This is a genomic window from Humibacillus sp. DSM 29435, from assembly GCF_001758225.1.
In the GTDB taxonomy this organism is placed as follows: Bacteria; Actinomycetota; Actinomycetes; order Actinomycetales; family Dermatophilaceae; genus DSM-29435.
Map to the genome: position 1 here is coordinate 125,041 of NZ_MAST01000002.1, position 20,733 is coordinate 145,773.

19 protein-coding genes are annotated in these 20,733 nt (G+C 71.0%); 9 read left to right on the forward strand and 10 right to left on the reverse strand.

Features of this window, described 5'->3' with window-relative positions:
* Positions 1 to 56: 56 nt before the first annotated feature.
* The 6 genes from BA895_RS02810 to BA895_RS02835 form a co-directional block, all read right to left on the reverse strand.
* Positions 57 to 776, reverse strand: a complete 720-nt coding sequence (locus tag BA895_RS02810) for a hypothetical protein (protein WP_139142488.1) — start codon at positions 774 to 776, stop codon at positions 57 to 59.
* Between the two features lie 106 nt (positions 777 to 882).
* Positions 883 to 1,638 (reverse strand): hypothetical protein, encoded by a 756-nt coding sequence (locus BA895_RS02815; protein ID WP_070190375.1) that lies wholly within the window; start codon positions 1,636 to 1,638, stop codon positions 883 to 885.
* Entirely contained in the window at positions 1,635 to 2,294 is a 660-nt protein-coding gene (locus tag BA895_RS02820) for a hypothetical protein (protein ID WP_139142489.1), read from the reverse strand. Before BA895_RS02820 ends, BA895_RS02815 begins: the two co-directional genes overlap by 4 nt.
* A 76-nt stretch (positions 2,295 to 2,370) precedes the next feature.
* Positions 2,371 to 3,459, reverse strand: a complete 1,089-nt coding sequence (gene hisC / locus BA895_RS02825; RefSeq protein ID WP_070190377.1) for a histidinol-phosphate transaminase — start codon at positions 3,457 to 3,459, stop codon at positions 2,371 to 2,373.
* 174 nt (positions 3,460 to 3,633) lie between these two features.
* Positions 3,634 to 4,407 carry a hypothetical protein gene (locus BA895_RS02830; protein WP_070190378.1) on the reverse strand — a complete coding sequence of 258 codons (774 nt, stop codon included), beginning with the start codon at positions 4,405 to 4,407 and terminating at the stop codon, positions 3,634 to 3,636.
* Complete coding sequence (locus tag BA895_RS02835; RefSeq protein WP_070190379.1) at positions 4,404 to 4,757, reverse strand: PadR family transcriptional regulator; 354 nt, start codon at positions 4,755 to 4,757, stop codon at positions 4,404 to 4,406. Before BA895_RS02835 ends, BA895_RS02830 begins: the two co-directional genes overlap by 4 nt.
* A gap of 195 nt (positions 4,758 to 4,952) precedes the next feature.
* Here BA895_RS02835 and BA895_RS02840 point away from each other — a divergent pair, with 195 nt between their 5' ends.
* Complete coding sequence (locus tag BA895_RS02840; RefSeq protein ID WP_070190380.1) at positions 4,953 to 6,023, forward strand: 6-phosphofructokinase; 1,071 nt, start codon at positions 4,953 to 4,955, stop codon at positions 6,021 to 6,023.
* A complete protein-coding gene (locus BA895_RS02845; RefSeq protein ID WP_371327685.1) occupies positions 5,989 to 6,408 on the forward strand; it encodes a phage holin family protein in 420 nt (139 codons plus the stop codon). The genes BA895_RS02840 and BA895_RS02845 overlap by 35 nt, the downstream gene beginning before the upstream one ends.
* Before the next feature lie 14 nt (positions 6,409 to 6,422).
* Here the strand turns inward: BA895_RS02845 and BA895_RS02850 are convergent, their stop codons facing one another.
* Positions 6,423 to 6,887: a hypothetical protein gene (locus BA895_RS02850; protein ID WP_070190381.1), complete on the reverse strand. Its 465-nt coding sequence runs from the start codon at positions 6,885 to 6,887 to the stop codon at positions 6,423 to 6,425.
* Positions 6,888 to 7,100: 213 nt separating this feature from the next.
* On the opposite strand from BA895_RS02850, the gene BA895_RS02855 reads away from it, so the two are divergent.
* The 4 genes from BA895_RS02855 to BA895_RS02870 all read left to right on the forward strand — a co-directional run bounded on the left by BA895_RS02855 (position 7,101) and on the right by BA895_RS02870 (position 12,341).
* A complete protein-coding gene (locus BA895_RS02855; protein ID WP_070190422.1) occupies positions 7,101 to 8,303 on the forward strand; it encodes an exonuclease SbcCD subunit D in 1,203 nt (400 codons plus the stop codon).
* Between the two features lies 1 nt (position 8,304).
* Positions 8,305 to 11,298 carry an AAA family ATPase gene (locus BA895_RS02860; protein WP_070190382.1) on the forward strand — a complete coding sequence of 998 codons (2,994 nt, stop codon included), beginning with the start codon at positions 8,305 to 8,307 and terminating at the stop codon, positions 11,296 to 11,298.
* Positions 11,299 to 11,368: 70 nt separating this feature from the next.
* Positions 11,369 to 11,887: a DUF664 domain-containing protein gene (locus BA895_RS02865; protein ID WP_070190383.1), complete on the forward strand. Its 519-nt coding sequence runs from the start codon at positions 11,369 to 11,371 to the stop codon at positions 11,885 to 11,887.
* 73 nt (positions 11,888 to 11,960) lie between these two features.
* On the forward strand, positions 11,961 to 12,341 hold the full coding sequence (locus BA895_RS02870; protein WP_070190384.1) for a DUF1304 domain-containing protein: 381 nt from the start codon (positions 11,961 to 11,963) through the stop codon (positions 12,339 to 12,341).
* A gap of 76 nt (positions 12,342 to 12,417) precedes the next feature.
* Here BA895_RS02870 and BA895_RS02875 read toward each other — a convergent pair whose 3' ends face one another.
* On the reverse strand, positions 12,418 to 13,827 hold the full coding sequence (locus BA895_RS02875) for an MFS transporter (RefSeq protein WP_070190385.1): 1,410 nt from the start codon (positions 13,825 to 13,827) through the stop codon (positions 12,418 to 12,420).
* Positions 13,827 to 15,545: a phenylacetic acid degradation protein PaaN gene (paaN, locus tag BA895_RS02880; RefSeq protein ID WP_254666290.1), complete on the reverse strand. Its 1,719-nt coding sequence runs from the start codon at positions 15,543 to 15,545 to the stop codon at positions 13,827 to 13,829. Before paaN ends, BA895_RS02875 begins: the two co-directional genes overlap by 1 nt.
* 151 nt (positions 15,546 to 15,696) lie before the next feature.
* On the opposite strand from paaN, the gene BA895_RS02885 reads away from it, so the two are divergent.
* Positions 15,697 to 16,926, forward strand: a complete 1,230-nt coding sequence (locus tag BA895_RS02885; protein WP_083282913.1) for a 3-hydroxyacyl-CoA dehydrogenase NAD-binding domain-containing protein — start codon at positions 15,697 to 15,699, stop codon at positions 16,924 to 16,926.
* Positions 16,923 to 17,369, forward strand: a complete 447-nt coding sequence (paaI, locus tag BA895_RS02890) for a hydroxyphenylacetyl-CoA thioesterase PaaI (RefSeq protein WP_070190386.1) — start codon at positions 16,923 to 16,925, stop codon at positions 17,367 to 17,369. The genes BA895_RS02885 and paaI overlap by 4 nt, the downstream gene beginning before the upstream one ends.
* Before the next feature lie 94 nt (positions 17,370 to 17,463).
* On the opposite strand, the gene BA895_RS02895 is transcribed toward paaI, so the two are convergent.
* Positions 17,464 to 18,993 carry a DEAD/DEAH box helicase gene (locus BA895_RS02895; RefSeq protein WP_070190387.1) on the reverse strand — a complete coding sequence of 510 codons (1,530 nt, stop codon included), beginning with the start codon at positions 18,991 to 18,993 and terminating at the stop codon, positions 17,464 to 17,466.
* Positions 18,994 to 19,395: 402 nt separating this feature from the next.
* On the opposite strand from BA895_RS02895, the gene BA895_RS02900 reads away from it, so the two are divergent.
* Complete coding sequence (locus BA895_RS02900) at positions 19,396 to 20,523, forward strand: ScyD/ScyE family protein (RefSeq protein WP_139142490.1); 1,128 nt, start codon at positions 19,396 to 19,398, stop codon at positions 20,521 to 20,523.
* Positions 20,524 to 20,733: the final 210 nt, after the last annotated feature.

Sequence of the window (20,733 nt, forward strand, 5' to 3'; positions counted from 1 at the left end):
CCGCACCGACACCATGCGATCCCCGCCCGGCCGCCGATCCATCGGGTACCGGCCGTTCAGCCCTGTCTTCGCCGGCCCTGGGCGGGCTCGCCAACGTCGTCGGAGAGCTCGACCGGAGGCCCCTCGAGAGCGGGGCCCCGCCGAGCACCGGGGGGTTCGGGCACGGTGGCCGCACCGACGGCTCGTCGCAGCCCGGGCCCGGCCACGGCCACGACCGAGGGCCAGACGCACGACCCGAGTGCCGCCAGCAGCGCGATGGCCGCCGCGACCTCTGCGTGTCCGACGGTGGTCGTCTCGATCACGGCGCTCGTCGGCGCCGCGTCAGACCACCATTGCGACAGCAGGTAGCCGTAGCGCTCGCCCACCGACCGGGCGCAGACGGCCAGGGCGAAGGTGGTGGCCACGGCGCCGAGAAGCACGCCGGCCTCCCCTCGGACCAGCAGCCAGCAGAGCGCACCGAGAGCTCCGGCGGTCAGGCCGACGACGATGATCGCGAGGGTGATGACGTTGCCCTGCCCGAGACCGGCATCGACGCTCCCGGTCACCGTGACCGACCTGCCCCAGCTCCACGACTCGGTGACCACGTCAGGGCCCCGGTAGTCGGGGCCGAAAGCGTTCGCTGCTTGCATCGGGAAGGTGAACCGCAGCACGGGCCACACGGTCGTGGGCAGCCAGCACAGCACCCCGAGCAGGGCGAGAACCCCTGCCGGCGGCCTCCCCTCGACCAGCGGAAAACGGGCGACGCACGCTCGGATCTGCGCAAACACAGCACTCACCAGGCCCCTCCATCGTGCCAACGCCCCGAGGGCTCTCACCATGGCACAACGACGGGTGTGCCATCAGCAGAATGGAGCTGGTGGCTGAAGCTGCGACAAGACCGCTTCAGTCGAGCTCTCGCGAACGACCCCCCGCGGCGCGCTCATCGTCGGAGAAGCCGACGGAGGGCCGGTCGTCGTGGAGGCGAGCCCTGCCCGGACCGCCGGGCTCCCGCAGCACTGCGGTGCCCAGCTGCGGAGGCTGCGGGCCGTCGGCCCGCTCCTCGGTCACCCCGGTTCGTCGGCCCACGCCGTAGGTCTGCCACAGCGGGAGCAGCAGCGGGAGCAACAGCGACCGCGCCGGTCTCCAGAGCATGAGAACGAGGGCGGCCAGCAGCCCGGCGGCCGAACCCAGCTGCAGCCAACCCGACACCTGTTGCTCGACGAGGTCCAACGCGTTGCCGTCCCCGAACGACCCGGCCTGGCGTTGGCCGATCCACAGGGCCGACGATGCCAGCTGCACGGCAGCCGCGAAGGCCACGCCGGCGATGCCCAGGGAACGGCCGGTCTCCCCTGCTACCAGGGCCCAGGCGGCCGCTGCCCCGCACCCGAGGGCCAGCGAGCCGACGACCACCAGCAACCCCATGGTGTTCGACATCTCGAACGTCATGTCGGGGCCTAGGTCGCCGAGCTGGGCGTACTTGCCCCAGCTCCAGATGCCCTGCGCCAACGGGGGCAGGGGAGGACTGTTGAGCGTGACATCGTCGGGCACGCCGTAGGTGATCACGAGCGCGGGCCAGAAGATGGCCGGCCAGGCCAGCACCAGTCCCACGGTGGCCAGCAGGGCGCCGGGCCAGCGCCCAGGAACGAGGCTGGGCCTCATGCCGGCGGCTCGAAACGGTGATCGGGTCGGTGGTCGGGTCGTTCTGCTGGCTTGGGAACCTCGTCGCTGAAGCCGGTGGGTGGGCCGGCCAGTGGGGCGCGACCCGTTCCAGGGGTCGTGCCGTCGTGCCCCTCCCGGATGCCGCTGGGCTCGGTCAGCATGGGCCCGGAACCGAGAGCCAGCGCCAGCATTCCCGCCAGCGCGAGCAGCAGCAGCACAGCCGCGATCGTCTCGGTCACTGCCGCCGCCTGCAGGTAGGAGCGCACGTCGAGCGCCGTGTTCGCGTAGGCGTCGACCTGTGTGTCGCCCAGGCGCTCGGCCACCGAGGTCAGCACGCGGACCGTGGCGACGGTCAGCCCCAGCACGCCGAGGAGGGCACCGGCCCGGCCGGGGCGCCAAGCCCACCAGAGCACGGCGAGCAGACCGAGAGCGAGACTCAGCACGAAGAGCACGAGACCCGGCGCGTTCGGGAAGGCTCTCTCGAACGAGTCGCCAGATCGCACGACGACCTGCCCCCAGCTCCACGACGACTGGTCGCTGATGACCGAACCGCGCCCGGGGTCGGAGATCACCAACCGCGAGGTGGCCGACCCGATCGAGGGCACGGTCAGCGCCAGGCCCAGCACGGCAACCGCCACGACCGTCAGCTGCGCCACCGACACAGGGCGGCCGAGCACAACCGCCGACGAGCCGAGCGCGGACCTGAGAGAGCGTGACCCGGTCATGGTCGGGTCAGCGCGCGCCGAAGGACTCGGCAACCTCGAGAAGCCTGGAGTTGCCCTCGGTCTCGCCGATGGTGACGCGCACCCCGTCGTCGCCGTAGCGGCGCACCATGATGCCGGCCTCCTCACAGGCACGGGCGAAGTCGGCCGACTCGGTACCGAGAGGGAAGAAGACGAAGTTCGCGTCGGACGCCGGCAGCTTCCAGCCCTGGTCGTCGAGGGCCTGGGTGACCCGGTCACGCTCGGCCACCAGCGACTCGACCCGGTCGTTCAGCTCGGCGAAGGCGTCAAGAGAGGCGATGGCCGCCACCTGGGCGATCGAGCTCACCCCGAACGGGGTCGCCGTCTTGCGCAACGCGGCGGCGACCGGGGGGTGGGCCACCGCGTAGCCCACCCGCAGGCCGGCCAGGCCGTAGGCCTTGGAGAAGGTACGCAGCACGACGACGTTGGGGTGCTCGCGCCACAGCTCGAGGCCCTTGACGGCATCCGGGTCGCGCACGAACTCGACGTAGGCCTCGTCGACGACGACGATGACGTCATCGGGCACCCGGTCGAGAAAGCGGGTGAGCTCGGAGGTGTGCACGCACGGGCCGGTCGGGTTGTTGGGGGTGCACACGAGCACGACCCGGGTGCGGTCGTTCACGGCTGCGGCCATCGCGTCGAGGCGGTGCCGCTGCTGCTCGTCGAGCCCGACCATGACGGGCTTGGCGCCCGCCAGCTGGGTGACGATCGGGTAGGCCTCGAACGAGCGCCAGGCGAAGACCACCTCGTCGCCCTCGTCGCAGGCCGCTGCCACGATCTGGGCCAGCACGGCGACCGAGCCGGTGCCGAAGGCCAGGCACTCGGGCGGCACGTCGAGCGCCGTCGACAGCCGTTCGGTGAGGGCCGTGACCGCCATGTCGGGGTAGCGGTTGACGGTGGTCGCCCCCTGCTCGATGGCGCTGAGCACCGATGGCAAGGGACCGTAGGGGTTCTCGTTCGAGCTGAGCTTGTAGGCCGTCACCCCCGCGGGAGCCGCGGCGGGCTTGCCCGGCACGTAGTCGGGCAGCTGCGACAGCACGTGGCGAAGGCGTACCGGGTTGTCCGTGGGCTCACTCATCTCGTCGTCAGGGGTGGCGCGGCCCCGCGGCCAGGCACCCCTCCCCCTCTCCGCTCGTTCTCGTGCTCATGGTGGTGGTGGTGGTGGTGGTTGTTGTTGTCGTCAAGGAGACCGAACTTACGGCCCGGCTGACCGAAGGGGAAGCGGGCCCGGGTTCACGCCACCGCGACACCGTCAGGCGACGAGTCGCAGAGCCCAGGCGCTCAAGCACATCAGGCCCACCAGGCCTGGCCCGAGGATGAGGGCGAGCACGGGCGAGGGGGATGCCGTAGACCTCGCACCGGAGGGGGCGGCCGGGTTCACCAGCTCGTCCTGCGGCTGGCGCCACATGATCACGACCTCGGCCAGCAGGGCCGCGAGGCCCACCGCTGCCACGACCCCCACCGGCAGCGTGGTCACCACTGCGGGCAGCGCCAGCAGAGCGCCGACGAAGACCGCGATGAGCACCGGGGCGATGAGCAGGGCCGCCCACCGGTGGTCGACGAGAAAGGTGAGCACCGCCCGCGAGGCGGTGAACAACACGACGCAGAGCGCGGCGAGCAGGGCCACCATGACGAGGTCGCCGACCGAGACCGACACCGCTCGCCCATCGAGCCAGTCGCCGAGCGCGCGCGGGACCAGGGCGATCGCGACCAGACCGAGCACCGACCCGAAGATCGTTCTGGAGTCGATGGTGACGGCGTCGCGGCCCTGCACCTCGGCGACCTGCCGGGCGTACTCGCGGGCGTCGCCGAAGGCTGCAACGGCCGTCTCGCCGGACTCGGCCACATGCGACTCGACGGTGGCCAGGGCGTCTCCGATCTGCTCGCCGGTCACGCCCAGCAGCCGCTGCTCGATGACGAAGGTCTCGGCCCAGGCGGGGTCGACGTGCGGAGCCAGGACGCCCAGGGCGGTGCTTCGCGACGTCGCCCGCTGTGGGGCCTGAGCTCGGTCGGTCGTCTCGTTCATCGGTGTTCCCCTCGAGCGAGCGCGCCGTCGGTCAGCGCGCGGGTGGTGGTGCTGAACTGCGCCCAGTGCTCGGCGAGCGACCGGGCGTGCTGGCGGCCCTGCGCGGTGAGGGCGAAGAACTTCCGCCCCGGCCCCGCGTCACCGGGCCGCCATTCGACCTCAACCTGCCCGGACTGCTCGAGCCGGCCCAGGAGGGGGTAGAGCGTGCCGCCCTTCACCTCGCCGAGCCCGGCCGCAGCGAGCGACTGGGTCAGGGCGTAGCCGTAGCTCGGGCCGTCGAGCAGGATTCGCAGCACGCAGACCTCGAGCACGCCCCGCAGCCATTCGCTGGGCCAGGTCTGGGTGCTCATGACTAGATTGTTTACCTTACTAGTCAAATATGTCAACTAGTTTGCCGGCAAAGATCCCGGTGCCGGCCGTCTCACGAACCGGGCGCCTCGCTGGGCGAGAACCTGACGGCATCCGGGCGAGTGGCTAGGCTCGCAGCGTCGCGCCATGGCCGTCTCGACACCGTCAGCTCGCCAACCCACTGAAAGAACGTCGCAATGCGCATCGGCATCCTCACCGGGGGCGGTGACTGCCCCGGGCTCAACGCCGTCCTTCGGGGCGCCGTCCGCGCCTCCGAGGTCACCTACGACAGCACGGTCATCGGCTTTCGCAACGCCTGGGCGGGGGTGATGCAAGACGACTACGAGACCCTCGACGTCGACCGCTGCCGCGGCATCCTGCCTCTCGGCGGCACCATCCTCGGCACCAGCCGCGACCAGCCCTTCGCCCATGAAGACGGCCTCAAACGGGTGCGCAAGGCCTACGACCGGCACGGGCTCGACGCGATCATCGCGATCGGCGGTGAAGGCTCGATGCACGTGGTGAGCCGACTGCACGAGAACGGCTTCCCGGTCATCGGCGTGCCCAAGACGATCGACAACGACATCAGCCTCACCGAGATGACGTTCGGGTTCCAGACGGCCGTGCAGATCTGCACCGACGCCATCGACCGCCTGCACACCACGGCCGAGTCCCACCACCGGGTGCTCGTGGTGGAGGTGATGGGCCGGCACGTCGGGCACATCGCGATCTGGTCGGGCCTCGCGGGGGGCGCAGCGATCACCCTGACGCCGGAGGAGCCGTTCGACATCGACGAGCTGTGCGAGCGCATCGTCGGCCGGCACCGCAAGGGACGCTTCGCCACCATCATCGTCGTCGCCGAGGGCGCCCTGCCCAAGCCCGGCGGGTTCGAGATCCCCGAGCCCGACATCGACATCTACGGCCACAAGATCCTCGGCGGGATCGGCTCGATCCTCGCCCGCGAGATCCAGGGACGCACCGGCATCGAGAGCCGCATGACCGCGCTCGGCCACATCCAGCGCGGTGGCTCCCCCGTCGCCTTCGACCGGGTGCTCGGCACCCGGTTCGGGGTCGCTGCCGTCGAAGCGGCCCTCGAGAGCGACTGGGGCCAGATGGTCGCCCTGCGGAGCGGACGCATCGAACGCGTCGCCGTCGCCGACGCGGTCGGTTCGCTGAAGATGGTCGACCCCGACCTGCTGCGCCTCAACGCCATGTTCCAGCCGCGGATCCCAGGTGACGAGCATCCCGGTCTACCCGTGGAAGACTGACGCCATGCTGGTCAACTTCGCCATCAAGACCGTCATCAACGGCCTCGCCCTGTGGGTCGCGGCCTGGGCGGTGCCCGGCATCACCTTCGGTGAGGGCGATGCCGGCAAGGTGATCGGCACGGTGGCGCTCGTCGCCGTCATCTTCGGACTGGTGAACTCACTGGTGCGACCGATCACCCAGCTGGTGACGCTGCCGCTCATCATCTTGACCCTGGGCCTGTTCGTGTTCATCGTCAACGCGCTCATGCTCCAGCTCACGTCGTGGCTCGCCGATCAGTTCAACCTCGCGTTCCACGTTCAGCACTTCTTCTGGGATGCCGTGTTCGGCGCTCTCATCATCACGTTCGTCTCGATGCTGCTGGGCTTCCTCAAGACCGACGACTGAGCGCCCGGCTCGGCTCAGACGCCGGCGGCAGCGGCGAGTGACTGCTCGTAGCGGTCGCGGGCAAAGGTGAACGGCCCCAACCGGCGCAGGTCCCAGTCGCGGTGCCCGGTGCGGAAGCGGTGCCAGCTGACGGTGACCGGGGTGAGCACCACCTCCGCGGTCAGGGGCCAGCAGCCGGCAATACCGCAGGTGCAGCCGAGCAGCACCGTGTCGCCGTCTCCGAACCACACCTCCTCCGGGTGGCCGAGAAAATGGCGGCCGCCCTCGGCCACGAGCCGGGCAGGCAGACCGGCGTACTGCCCGGCAAGCTGAGGCGACCCCTCGTCGCTGGCCTGCTGTCGCTCGACCTGCGCCGCCAGCTCTTCGAGACGACGGCCGTTGACCAGGATCGCGACCGAGGGTCGGTCGCCCACACCGAGGCTCTGCACCTCGACCGAGAACACCACCTCGTCGAGGCCACCGGCGCGCCTGTTTCCCATCCCGACACCGTAGGCCCGCTCGCCCGCAGAGTCACCGGCGCCAGCACTGCCCGATTGGCGCGGTGGTGCTGGTGCGGTGGTGCCGGCGGCGGCGGCGCTGCTGGCGTGGCGGTGGCGCTGGGGGGGTGCACCTGATGATGGCCGGCGCCGGCAGCGGTCTCACGGCCGGTGTGTCAGGAACGCGCTGTCAGCGGGTCGGCCTACCGTCAGAACATGCGGTTGCTCCACACCTCCGACTGGCACCTCGGGCGCACGCTCCACGGCGTGAACCTGCACGAGGCGCAGTCTGCTGTGCTCGACCGCATCGCCAGCCTCGTCGAGAACCCGCCCGATGGGGTGCCGATCGATGCCGTGCTCGTGGCCGGCGACGTCTACGACCGCGGGGTGCCACCCGTCGAGTCGGTCCAGCTCTTCGAGTGGACCCTCAGCCGGCTGGCGCAGAGCACCACCGTCGTGGTCACCTCCGGCAACCACGACTCGGCGATCCGGCTCGGCTACGGTGCGGCGCTCTTCCGCGACCGCATCCGGATGATCACCGACCCGGCCATGCTCGACCTGCCGGTGCTGCTCGAGGGATCCGACGGCGTGCCGGTCGCGATCTACGGCATCCCCTACCTCGACCCCGACCACGCGCGAGCTGCGCTGGCGCCGAGTGGGGCGGGTGACCTGTTGCCACGGTCACACCAGGCGGTCGTCGCGGCGGCCTGCGACCGCATCCGCGACGACCTCGCCCGCCGGGAGGGACGGCGCAGCGTGGTGATGGCCCACGCCTTCGTCGCCGGAGCCGAGCCCAGCGACTCCGAGCGCTCCATCATGGTCGGCGGTGTCGACCGGGTGGCCGGCACGGTGTTCCGTGGCATCGACTATGCGGCGCTCGGGCACCTGCACGGCCCCCAGGCACCGGCAGCGGCCGACGGCTCGGTGGTGCGCTACTCCGGTTCGCCGCTGCGCTACTCCTTCTCCGAGGAGCGCCAGCAGAAGGTGGTGCTGCTGGTTGACCTGCCGGCCTCCGGCCCGGCCCGGGTGCACCCCGTCGAGATCGAGCAGCCACGCCCGATGGCGACGCTGAGCGGTCGGCTCGACGAGCTGCTCGCGGATGCCGCCCTGTCGGTGCACGAGCAGAGCTGGGTTCGGGTCACGGTGACCGACCGGGTTCGCCCCGACTCGTTGATGGACCGTCTCAAGACGCGCTTCCCGCATGCCCTGCAGGTCTTCCACGAGCCGGAGGGGGCGGTCGACCGAGGCCGCAGCGGCACCACCGCCGTCAGCGAGAGAGACCCCCGCGAGCTCGGCGCCGACTTCATCGCCCACGTCACCAAGAGCGAGGCGAGTCTCGGCGAGATCGACGCGTTCACCGCCGGGTATGAGGCGGCGGTGTCGGCGACGCGGGCGGCCGAGGCGCAGGAGGGGGCCTGACGTGCAGCTGCACCACCTCGAGATGACGGCGATCGGGCCCTACGCGGGCACCGAGCGTGTCGACTTCGCGAGCCTGGGTCGAGCGGGCCTCTTCCTGCTCGAGGGGCCCACCGGATCGGGGAAGTCGACGATCATCGACGCCATCACCTTCGCCCTCTACGGCAAGGTGGCGCAGGCCTCGGCCGACGTCGAGCGCATCCACTCCCACCACGCCGACCCTCGCACGGTGCCTCTCGTCACGCTCGTCTTCGAAACCCAGTCAGGCCTCTACCGGGTGCAGCGCACCCCCCGTTTCGAACGGCCGAAGTCGCGCGGGTCGGGTACCACCGTGGCGCAGCCGAGCGTCAAGCTGTGGCGGGTCGCCACCCCCGATGATCTTGTCGGCGGTGACCTGCTCTCGACCAACATCGGCGACTGCGACGACGAGATCACCCGCGCGGTCGGGCTCACCCGCGACCAGTTCGTGCAGACCGTCATCCTGCCCCAGGGTGAGTTCGCGACCTTCCTGCGGGCCAAGCCCGAAGACAAGGGCCGACTCCTCGAGAAGGTGTTCGGCACCGCGTTCTTCCGCCGGGTGCAGGACGAGATCGTCGAGGCCGGCAAGGCGGCGCAGGCCAGCCGTCAGGGCGCCGTCGACGAGATCCGGCTCGCCGTGCACGCCTTTGCCGTGTCGGTGGGCCTCGACGAGGAGGCCCGCGAGCGCCTGGTCGCGACCAGCCGCACCAGCCCGGAGTTGCTGGCCGCCGAGCTGGCGGAGGTGGTCGACGAGCTCGCCACCCGCAAGCGGCACTCCGCCAAGGTGAGCCGCGAGGCCATCGAGGCGCACGGGCAGATGGCCGACGAGGTGCGGCGAACGCGGCTGCGCATCGAACGCCGTGACCGGCTCCGGCAGCTGCAACAGCTGGACGAAGACCTTGGTCGGCGCGCAGTCGAGATGCGCGAGCTGGCCGCCACCGTCACGCGGGCCACGCAGGCGAAACCGGTGGTCGGGGCGGTTCGCACCCTGGCCATCTCTGAAGCCGCCCTCAAACGGGCGGAGTCTGCGCTGGTGGCTGCTCGCTCGAGGGTCGAGCCACATCTGCGCGAGCGCAGCATCTCGCTGTTGCGCGAGGCGGCGACCTCGGCGCGCGAGGTGGTCGGCTCGCTCTCGGGAGCGATCGCGCTCGAGGCGGGGCTCGCCGCCCGCGAGGGCGAGGCCCAAGACCTGCGGGCCGATCGGCAGCGGGCGCAGACCGATCTCGAGGCCACCACGGCCCTGCTGGAGGCCCTGCCCGACGTCATCGAGACCCACGACAACACCCTCACGGAGGCGCGGCGGCGCCTCGCCCTCCTCGCCGGCCGGGTCACCGAGGCGGAGCGGGCGGCCGAGCGGCTTCGGTCGGCCACCGCGCATGCGGGAGCGGCCGAACGCGTGGCCGAACGTGAGGTGTTGGCTGCCGCGGCTCTCGACTCCGTGCGGCGCGGGGAGTCATCGTTGGCGCATCTACGGCAGCGGCGCATCGACGACATCGCCGGTGAGCTCGGCCTGACCCTCGTCTCGGGCGAGGCCTGCCCGGTCTGTGGGGCCGTCGAGCATCCGGAGCCGGCCCGCCCGACCGACGATGCGGTCACCCCCGCTCAGGTCACCGCCGAGGAGACCCGGGTTGCGAGGCTGCGAGAGCTGGCCTCCGGCCGGGTCGACGAGCTGGCCATGGCCCGGGCCGAGGTGCGTGAGCTCGCGGCGAGAGCGGGCGGGCTCGGCGTCGAGAGGGCCACCCAGGCAGCCGAGACGGCGGCCGAGCTGTTGGCCGAGTCGGTGCAGGCGGAGACCGACGTCGCCGTGGGAACGGCCCGGCTCGCAGAGCTGCGCGAGCGCGCGGCGTCGTTGACTGCGACCCGTTCCGAGCTGGCCACCACCCTGGCCCGACTCGACCAGTCCGTTGCCGACCTCACGGCGCGCCTCGAACGCGAGCGCGCCGAGGTCGAAGCCGCCCGTGGCGGCCACCCGAGCGTGGCCGCCCGTCGCTCGACGCTCAGCGGGGCGGCCACCGACATCGACCACCTCATCGACGCCCTCGGAGTGCGCGACACCGCTCGCGCCGCCGTCGCCGAAGACGAGATGGCCCGCGGCTCCGACCTCGCTGCGGCCGGGTTCGACAGTGTCGCCGAGTGGCTGGCGGCCGACCGCAGCCAGGAGTGGATCCAGGCCCGGCAGCGTGAGATCGAGCAGTTCGAGACGGCCTGCACCCAGGTCAAGGCCGGGCTCTCCGGGCCCGAGCTCGCCGACGTGCAGCTCGACGCCCTGTTCGATGACATCGCCCAGCTGGAGTCGCTCGAGAAGGCCAGCAAGAAGGACATGGAGGCCGCGAGCAACGAGCACGGGAGCCTGCGTGACCAGCTGAGCAGGGCCAGAAAGCGCGTGCTCGAGGTCTCCGAGGCGCTGGCCCGCAACGCCGAGGTCATGGCCGCGACCGCCGACGCCGTTCGGGTCGGCCAGCTGGTGGCCGGCGGCGGCGAGAACCAGCTGCGCCTCGACCTGGCCAACTACGTGCTCATAAGGCGCTTCGCCGAGGTGCTGTCGGCGGCGAACACCGAGCTGGCCCGGTTCTCCGGCGGGCGCTACACCCTCGAGCACTGGGGCGCCCGCAAGGGCAACCTCAAGTCGGGTCTGGGGGTGCGGGTCCACGACATGCAGACCAACCAGGTGCGCGACGTCGGCACCCTGTCAGGCGGCGAGACCTTCTACGTCTCGCTGTCGCTGGCGCTGGCGCTCGCCGAGGTGGTGCGCTCCGAGTCGGGTGGCGTCGACCTCGGCACCCTCTTCGTCGACGAGGGGTTCGGCACCCTCGACCCCGACGTGCTCGACGACGTCATGCACACCCTTGAGGGGCTGCGGGCGGGCGGGCGCACGGTGGGCATCGTCAGTCACGTCACCGAGCTGAAGTCGCGGGTCGCCGACCGCATCGAGGTCATCGTGCGGCCCGACCACACCTCGACCCTGCGGGTCACCGCCTGACCGGCGCGCCGTGAGGGCGACGAGGAGGTCTGCGAGTACGTCGGCGCCGCAGCGGTGCATAGTCAGCGGTATGAGCCTCCCCTTCCCCGAGCCGACCCGCGCTGCCTCGACTCGCGCTGAAGTGCTCGGCCGCTACCTCGAGTACTTCCGCGACCAGGTCGTCAGCAGGCTCGAGGGCATCCCGCAGGGCCGGCTGAGCAGCAGCCTGCTGCCGTCGGGATGGACCCCTCTCGAGCTGCTCAACCACCTGACCCACGTCGAGCGACGTTGGCTCGAATGGGGTTTCGAGGGGCGCACCGTCGCCGACCCGTGGGCCGACCACCGCGACCACCGCGACGGCCGTTGGCACGTAGCGGACGACGAGACTCTGGCCACCCTGCTGACGGCCTTCCGTTCGCAGGCGGCGCGCAGCGACGCGGTGCTGGCCGCGCACGGTCTCGAGGAGGTCGGTCAGCCTGGGGAGCGCTGGAACGGCAAGCCGCCCGCCACGCTCGAGCGCGTGCTGCTGCACCTGATGCAGGAGTACGCCAGGCACCTCGGCCACCTCGACATCGTCGCTGAGCTGTGCGGCGGGCCCGTCGGCGAATGACCGCCACCAACCGGTGGATGCCGCCTCGCGTCGCGTCGCTCGCGGGCCCGGGACCTCGCACTAGGCTCCAGCCATGAGCGTCGTCGCGAGTGTGTTCGTCGGGCTGGCCGCCCTGCTCCACGCCTACATCTTCCTGATGGAGAGCCTCTGGTGGACCCGCCCCGACACCTGGAAGCGGTTCGGGATCGCCGACCAGGCCTCGGCCGAGACCACCCGTCCGATGGCGTACAACCAGGGCTTCTACAACCTGTTCCTCGGCGTCGGTGCGGCGCTCGGTCTGGTGCTCTGGTTCACCGGCCACGAGAGCAGCGGCAAGGCCCTGGTGCTCTTCTCCACCGCCTCGATGTGGCTCGCGGCCGCCGTGCTCGTCACGACCGGCCGACGCTACCTGCGGGCCGCACTCACTCAGGGCACCCTGCCGTTCGTCGGGTTCGTGCTCTTCCTGTTCCTCTGACCCACCCTTCCCGGACCCCGCCTTCCCGGACCCCGCCTTCCCTCACCCCGGAGGGTCAGCACGCGCTCACGGCCCATCACGAAGCCGTCGGAACGGTCGACCGGTCGCGGTGCGTCGTGGTCGCCAGCACCACCACGCCAACGCCGACCACGGCCGCGGCTGCGGCCAGGGTCGGATAGCCGAACCCGCCCACGACCACGCCGGCGAGCGCTCCGCCGCCAGCGCCGGCGAGCCCCATCACCACCTCCGAGAGACCCTGCACCGCAGGACGTTCCGAGGCCGTGACGGAGGCTGTGAGCAGTGTCGAGCCCGAGACGAGGGTGCACGACCAGCCCAGCCCGAGCAGCACGAGGGCCACCAGCAGCAGCCCGGACCAGCCCGTGTGGGCGCGGGAGGCGAGCAGGCCGGCAGCAGCCAGGATGACCCCACCCGTGCTGGCGACGCGGCGCCCGCCCCACCGGTCGACCGCCGCACCGACCAGCGGCGAGAACGCGTACATGCCGACGATGTGCATCGAGATGACGAACCCGATCACCTCGAGCTCGGCGTTGCCGTGGCTCATGTGCAGCGGCGTCATCACCATCACGCTGACCATGACCAGGTGCCCGAGTGCCACCGTGATCATGCCGAGGCGAGCCATCGGGTTGGCGCGAACGACCCGCAGCCCCCGCGACAGCGACCCGTCGTGGTCATCGGCGTCATCAGCGGCATCGAGCGAGGCAGCCGCGTCGGGCTCCAACGGCCCCGACGGGTCGGCCGGTTCCGGCCGGGCCGCGTCGGTCACATCCCTCGAGGGCTCCGGGGGCCGCTGGGCCGCGGCCGCCCGACCGGCTCGTTCGAGTGCGCGTGAGGTGAGCAGCGGGTCAGGCCGGAGCAGCCGGTTGATCACGATCCAGGCCAGCAGAAAACCGGCCAGCGAGAAGACGAACGACCCGGCGAGGTCGGGCAGCCCGACCGCCTGGGCGAAGGCCTTGCCGGGGCCGACGAGGTTGGGCCCGATGACCGAGCCGATCGTCGTGGCCCAGACGACGATCGAGAGGTCACGACCGCGGCGCGCCGGGAGGGCAAGGTCGGCAGCTGCGTACCGCGCTTGGCCGTTGGCACTGGTGCCGCCCCCGAACAGCAACATGCCGACGAGCATCAGCGGGAACGAGTCGGCGACGGCCGCCGAGACGACGATCGCCGCGCCGACGAAGGCGAGCAGGTACCCGAGCTGCAACCCCGGGCGACGTCCTCTGGCCGCCATCACCCGGGCGACGGGAATGGCGATGAGCGCACCGCCGAGCACCTGGAAGGTGGTGCCGAGGCCGGCGAGCGCGTCGGAGCCGGACAGCTGCTGGGCGAGCAGCGCCCCGACGGCGATGCCGCTGGCCATCCCCAGCCCGCTCAGCACCTGCGACAGCACGAGCGTGCGAATGGCGCCGGCCTGCAGCGCCGCCCGGTCGGCCTCGACGTGCTGGCCGACCCGGTCGGCCTGGGTGACCATCAGACGTGACGCCGAGAGGTGATGACCCGGAAGCGGTTGGCGACGAAGGCGGCGTCGGTGTAGGCAGCGTTGGCGGCCGGGTTCGCGCCGGTGCCGTGCAGGTCGGAGAAGGCCGCCGTCTGGTTGACGAAGACCGGCCCGGTGAGGTTCTCCGACAGGGCGACCCCACCCTCGGCGGCAGCGTCGCGCGCAGCCTCGAGCACGGCCTCGCTGGTGGAGTAGACCGCGGCCGTCATGGCCCCGTGCTCGCGAACGGTGTCGGCGAGCTGGGCCAGCGACTGGTCGGTGCCGCTCGTGCGGATGAGGAAGCCGACCGGCCCGAAGCACTCCTGCGTGTAGAGGTCTTCGCGGGCCGCGTCGAGCGCCACCAGACCGGGTGCGCGCACGACGGCATCCGGCCAGGTCGGGTGGGTGACCCGGCGCGAGTCGAGCACCACCCGCCCCTCGCCGTCGGCGGCCAGGGCTGCGAGCGAGTCGGCGTTGTCGCGCACCTGGGCGTTGACGGTGGCGCCGAGCAGCTCGACGGCCTTGGCGTCGTCGCCGGTGAGGCGCGTGACGGCAGCGGCCAGCCGGTCACCGAAGTCGTCGAAGCTGAGGTGGCCCTCGTCGGTGTCGACCCCGCCCGCCGGCACGTAGAGGTTCTGCGGCGCCGTGCACATCTGGCCGGAGTAGAGCGTCAGCGAGAAGGCGAGGTTGCCGAGGGTGCCCCGAAGGTTGTCGGTCGAGTCGACGACGACGGTGTTGAGCCCGGCCTTCTCGGTGTAGACGAGGGTGCCGTTGGCGGCCGCCGACTGCTCGAGCCACGCCCCGAACGTCGGGCCACCGGTGTAGTCGATGATCGCGATCTCGGCACGCTCGGCGAGGGTCTTGGCCAGGCCCTGGCCGTCGGCCTCGGCCGCGAGCTGCACCAGCGCCGGGTCGAAACCGGCGTCGGTCAGCACCTCGCGCGCCACCTCGACGGTGATCGCGAGCGGCAGCACCGCGCGCGGGTGGGGCTTGACGACCACGGCGTTGCCCGTGACGAGGGAGGCGAACAGGCCGGGGTAGGCGTTCCACGTCGGGAAGGTGTTGCACCCGATGACCAGAGCGACACCGCGCGGCACGATGCGGTAGTCCTTCTGCATGCGGATCGGCTGGTCGCGGGCCGGCTTCTCCCAGACGACGGATGCCGGAAACCGTTCCTGCTCGACGAGGCCCGCGACGATCGCCTCGATGGCGCGGTCCTGGGCGTGCGGGCCACCGGCCTGGAACGCCATGACGAAGGGCTGCCCGGAGGTGTGCATCACCGCGTTCGCCATCTCGAAGCTGCGCCGGTTGATGCGGTCGACGATCTCGACGCACACAGCGGCCCGCACCTGCGCGCCCGCGTCGCGCCAGGCGGGCATGGCGGCGCGCGCGGCGGCCAGGCCGGCATCCAGGTCGAGCGACGGGTAGGTCACCCCGAGCACAGGACCGTAGGGCGAGACCTCGCCACCGACGAACGAGCCGTCGGTCGGCTGACCCGACAGGGCACCGAACGGCTCGTTCAGGTGTGACTCATGGGCGGCCAGTCCGTCAGCGGCGGCTGCCTCGCCGTACACCCGCGGGCTCGGCGACTCGGGGTAGCGCGAGAACCAGGAGCGCGCCGCGAGCGCCGCACGTGCCTCGTCGAGCAGGCCGGCGTGGGCGCCGAGCAGCGGGTGGTCGGTCAGGTGTTGGTCAGGCGCCGTTGCAGTCACGCCATCGATGCTAGACGGGACCTCGGGCGGCACGAAACGGCGAGCCCACCTCCGCCCCGCGCCGTCGCGCGGCCTCTGACCGAAGCGGTGCACTGCCGCCTCGTGGCGTTCCGTTCGAACGTTGGTACGCCGCGAGGGCAGGATGGTCACCATGGACGTCGACGCGAACGACCGCGAACAGCCAACCCACTCCGGCGAAGACGACGCCAGGCTGGGGCGGGTCGGCGTGATCGGCAGTGGTGCCATGGGGATCGGGATCGCCCAGGTCGCGGCCACGGCCGGCCACCGGGTCACGCTTGTCGACCGCGACGCCGCCGTGGTCGACGCGGCCCTGACGCGCCTGGGAGGCACCCTGGCCCGACTGGTCGCCAAGGGTCGGGTCACCGATGTCGAGCGGGTTGACATCCTCGCGCGCATCGGCGCCGTCGAGACCATCGCCGAGCTGCCGGAGTGCTCACTCGTCATCGAGGCGGTGCCCGAGAGCCTCGAGCTCAAACGTGAGGTGTTCACCGAGCTCGCGGAGCACCAGCCGGCGACCACGCTGCTGGCGACCAACACCTCGAGCATCGACATCGGCGCCATCGCCGACGACGTGACCGAGCCGGAACGAGTGCTCGGCCTGCACTTCTTCAACCCGCCTCCGCTGATGCGCCTGGTCGAGGTGGTGCACGCGAAACAGACGTCACGGGCCTACGTCGACCACGCGGCCGCGCTCATGCAGACCTGGGGCAAGACGCCGGTGCGGTGCGCCTCGACCCCCGGGTTCATCGTCAACCGGGTCGCGCGACCCTTCTACGGTGAGGCGCAACGGCTTGTCGAGACGGGTGTGGCCGACCCCGCCACCATCGACGCCATCCTGCGCGAACGTGGCGGCTTTCCGATGGGCCCGTTCGAGCTGACCGACTTCATCGGGCAGGACGTCAACCTGGCCGTCGGCACCTCGGTCTGGGAGCAGACTGAGCACGACGAACGTTATGCCCCAACGCAGTTCCAGCAGCAGCTTGTTGCCGAGGGTCGACTCGGGCGCAAGTCGGGGCACGGCGTCTACGCGTACACGGCTGACGGAACGGTCGAACGACCCGAGCCGGACGCCGCACTGGCCGACCGGCTCGTGGGCGGACTGATCGAGACCGATCCGCTGGCCCGTACGCTCGCCATGCTCGTCAACGAGGCCGTCGACCTCGTGCACCGCGGTGAGGCCAGCGCTGACGACGTCGACACGGCAATGGTGCTGGGTGTGCGGTATCCGAAGGGGCCGATCGCGTGGGGCCGTGAGATCGGGTTCTCGGTGGTGGCCGACCAGATCAGGGCGCTCGATGCCGCCCTTCCGGGGGGTCGCTACCGGCCGAGCCCCGCACTCACCGACGGGAGCCTGACGTGAGCGAGGTCTCCGAGGCGGGCGCGCAGCCCGGTGACACCGACCTCGGCGTCGAGTTCGCCCGCCGGATGTGGGAGGACGACGCGGCGTCCCGCAGTCTCGGCATGGAGGCCACCGTGCTCGAGCACGACCACGCGGTGGTGCGCATGGCGATCCGCGCCGACATGGTCAACGGGCACGCGATGTGTCACGGCGGGTTCATCTTCACGCTCGCCGACTCGTGTTTTGCCTTGGCCTGCAACTCGCGAGGCCGGCTCACTGTGGCGGCCGGCGCCGACATCGCCTTCACCGCCCCGGCGCGCCTCGGCGACGTGCTCTTCGCCGAGGCGAGAACCCGTGGCTCGTACGGGCGCAGTGGACTGACCGACGTCACCGTCAAACGCGAGTCGGACGGGCAGATCGTGGCGGAGTTCCGCGGTCGCAGCCGCAGCCCCAAGCGGTCCTGACCCTCACCACCTCGAAAGGGCGGTTCGTGCGGTCTGCGAAGGTCACTGACGTCGCGGGCCGAGCACGAACCGCCCTTTCGACGGTAAAAAGATGTCAGCGCGAGGCGCGTCGTGTTCCGCTGCGTGTTCCGGCCGAGAAGGATGCCGCGCTGCCGCCCGAGCTGGTCGAGTAGACCGTTGGCGTACCGCCGCGGCGACCAGCCCCACCGCTGCGGGCCGGGGCGCCCTGCCCTTCCGAGCCCTGTGCTGACCGGCCACGGCCACCCGAGCGGGTGCCTCTGGCGGGGCCGCCCTGGGACGGGGAGCCCTGGCGCGCCGCACCGGCGCTCGCGCCACGGCCACGACCGCGACCGGAACCGGCCGCGGCGTTGCCACCGCTGCGCTGGCCGCGCCCGCGACCCGAGCCGTTGCCGGACGACGCCGGAGCCTCCTCGCGCACGAGCCCACCGGCGTATGACCGCTCGCCGGGGGCGAGCGAGGTGAGCAGCGGGTGACCGAGCTGCACGCGGGTCGTGGTCGGCTTGATGCCGGCCTTGCGAGTGAGGTCACGCACGTCGCGAGCCTGCTCGTCGAGCATCATCGTGACGACGATGCCGTCGTTCCCGGCGCGGGCCGTACGGCCTGAACGGTGCAGGTAGGCCTTGTGCTCGACGGGCGGGTCGGCGTGGATGACGAGCGCGACATCGTCGACGTGGATGCCGCGGGCGGCGATGTCGGTAGCGACGAGGGTCTGCGCCCGGCCGGTCTGGAAGTCGTCCATGTTCCGCGTGCGCGCACCCTGGCTGAGGTTGCCATGCAGTTCGACGGCCGGAACTCCCGACGCGTTGAGCTGTTTGGTCAGCTTCTTGGCGCGATGCTTGGTGCGGGTGAAGACGATCTTGCGACCCGGCGCCGCGGTGAGGTCGAGGATGACGGGAAGGTGCGCGTCATTGCTCACGTGCAGCACGTGGTGGCTCATGGTGGAGACGGGCGACTGAGCCGAATCAGCCTCGTGCGTCATGGGGTTGGTCAGGTAGCGCTTCACGAGAACGTTGATGGCGCCGTCGAGAGTGGCGGAGAACAGCATCCGCTGGCCGTCACGCGGGGTCTTGTCCATGATGCGCTTGACGCCGGGCAGGAAGCCGAGGTCGGCCATGTGGTCGGCCTCGTCGAGGATGGTGACCTCGACCGCGTCGAGCATGACGTGACCCTGCTGCATGAGGTCTTCGAGCCGGCCGGGGCAGGCGACGATGACGTCGACTCCCGCCCGCAGACCGTTCACCTGGGGGTTCTGGCCGACGCCGCCGAAGATGGTCAGCGAGTTGAGGCCGAAGGCTTTGGCGAGCGGGGCCATGGCGGTGTCGATCTGCGTCACGAGCTCGCGCGTCGGGGCGAGGATCAGGGCGCGGGGGCGACGCGCCTGACGCTTGCCACCCGACTGCGACAGACGGGTCAGCAGCGGCAGCAGAAAGGCGTAGGTCTTACCCGAGCCGGTGCGGCCGCGGCCGAGCACGTCGCGGCCGACGAGGGAGTCGGGGAGGGTCGCGGCCTGGATGGGCGTCGGCACCGTGATGCCGAGGCCGTCGAGAACCGTGACGAGAGGGGTGGGCACGCCGATGGCGGCGAAGGAGGTGTCAGTAGACACAGGTAGGTACTCCGAAAAGTTGAAGATGGTCGTTCTGCCCGGCGCAACCCGTTCGTCAATGGACGTGGTCGCGGCGCAAGAGCGAATCGACTGGGCCGGCAGTCGCCTGGCCTGGAAGAGCGGCCCGAGGCAGAACTGGGCGGGCCACTGTGCCGATTCTAGCCGACTCGACCGGCGGGTCCGACCACCGGGGGTCGCCCGGCGCCTCGAAATCTCCCAAGAGCACCCAAAGCGACCATTGCCTTCGGTGGGCCGCCACGACAGAAGCCTGTCCGCGCAAAATGGAGTGCGAGAGCCGGTGTGGCTCCCTACCCTGATTTGATCGTCGTCATTTGGCGATGAGAGGCAAGGGGGCCTCAGTGGGGCTCTGTGCCTCCTCTCTGGGTGTGAGGAACACACAAGATGGGGAAGTCTCGCATGCTCATGGCCGCGGTCACAGCGCCCGCGCTCACCACTCTCGGGCTCGTGTCGGCGCCGAACGCGTCGGCCTCGCAGAGCCACACCGGCCCGCACTGGCGTGGCCACACCCTCACCACGGAGGTGCTGGCACCGTTCCAGCTCGCGGTGAACAACAAGGGCGTCTACATCGCCGACGGCTTCAAGAACAACCTCAGCCTGCTGAAGAAGAACGGCAAGCTGAGCCTCATCGCCCAGGGCACCGGCAGTGACGTCGCCGGGGTAGACGTCAGCAAGAACGGCAAAAGCATCGCCTGGACCAGCACGACCATGCCGATGGGTCCGGGTGAGCGGGTGGAGAGCTCTCTGACCATCCGTACGCAGGGCAAGAAGGACGTCGTGGCCGACCTGGCCAAGTACGAGCGCACCCACAACCCCGACGGTCACACCACCTACGGAGCCATCGCCGGCAGCAACGCCTGCGCCGACGCTGTGTTGGGGCAGATCTCCGGCGGGCCCGCCCGCTACCGGGGCCTCATTGACTCCCACCCGTACGCCGTCGCTGCGTGGGGTGACAGCTGGATCGTCGCCGACGCCGCCGGCAACGACCTGCTGAGGGTCGACGCCAGGGGGAGGGTCTCGACCCTCGCGGTGCTGCCGCGTCAGCCGGTCAAGCTGACCAAGGCGATGGCCGCGGCCCTGGGCGCCCCCGACTGTGTGGTGGGTGTCACCTACGCGTTCGAGCCGGTACCGACCGATGTCGAGGTCGACTACCGGGGCAACCTCGTCGTCTCGACCCTGCCGGGTGGTCCCGAGGACCCGAGCCTCGGCGCCCGTGGCTCGGTCTACACGGTCAACGCCCACACCGGCAAGGCCGCACGGCTCGCGACCGGCTTCCTCGGGGCCACCAACGTCGCGATCGGCCCTGACGGCGTCTACGTCGCCGAGCTCTTCGCGGGCAAGGTGACCAAGGTGAAGTGGAACGGTGCCAAGAAGACCTTCGCGAAGGTCGCGAACGCCATCTCGCTCGAGGTGCGCGGGGGTTGGCTCTACGCCGGCACCCTTGGAGACGTCGACCTGGAGACCGGTCAGGTCAACGGCCCGGGCACGGTACAGCGCTTCTGGATCCTGTAGCCGAGCGAGCACAGCACGTACGGGGGCCGGCCCAGCGGGATGCCGTGGGGCCGGCTTCTCGCCGTGTGGTGACACAGGCAGGTGCACGGATGCCTAACGGTTTGGCGCCAACCGGGTGTGCGGCGAGCAAAGGGTGGCAGGATCACAAACCAGCCGGACCGTCATGGTGCCGGCCCTGCCTGAAACGAACGAAGCTCGGAAGGACCACCC